This window comes from Gillisia xinjiangensis, assembly GCF_046298265.1.
GTDB lineage: Bacteria > Bacteroidota > Bacteroidia > Flavobacteriales > Flavobacteriaceae > Gillisia > Gillisia xinjiangensis.
On record NZ_JBKAHK010000058.1, the window covers coordinates 1 to 623 of the forward strand.

General features: G+C 61.6%; 2 protein-coding genes. Both read right to left on the reverse strand.

What is annotated here, in order from left to right; genetic code table 11:
- On the reverse strand, positions 1-198 hold a 198-nt coding region (locus tag ACKGJN_RS16455), incomplete at its 3' end, for a hypothetical protein (RefSeq protein WP_409540655.1).
- A gap of 13 nt (positions 199-211) precedes the next feature.
- Positions 212-623 (reverse strand): large conductance mechanosensitive channel protein MscL (mscL, locus tag ACKGJN_RS16460; RefSeq protein WP_409540654.1); only part of this gene is annotated, 412 nt, incomplete at its 5' end.

Here is a 623-nt window from a genome sequence, read left to right on the forward strand (position 1 = left end):
GTCGCCGTTCTCGCTGCGGTCGCCGTTGCCGGCGGCCCAGGACACGATGGCGCAGACCTCGTGGCGCTCTTCCTGCAGCTTCTTCAGTTCTTGCTCAAAACGGGCGAGGCCCTCAGGGGTGATGAGGGTGCGGATATCCTGCGTCATCGATAGGTTTCTGGTTCCGGAAGAGAGGGAAGGATGCCAGCGAGGCGGCATCCTTCCATCGTCGTCAGGCCGGTTCAAGCTGCGAGGTACAGTGGGGGCAGCGCGTCGCCTTGATGGGAATCGGCGTGACGCAGAAGGGGCAGGGCTTCTCCGTGGGATCCGGCGGCGGCACGACCTCTTCCTTGCGCTTCATGTTGTTCACCGCCTTGACCACCAGGAAGATGGCGAAGGCGATGATCAGGAAGTCGATCACGGTGTTGATGAAGCGGCCGATGTTCCAGGTCCCCCCACCGGCTTCCTTGGCAGCTTCCAGCGAGTCGTAGTCGCCGCCGCCGAGCACGATGAAAATGTTGGAAAAATCGACCCCCCCGAGCAGCAGACCGATGGGCGGCATCAGGATGTCGGATACGAATGAAGTCACAATCTTGCCGAAGGCGGCGCCGATGACGATACCGATCGCCATGTCCAGGACATTG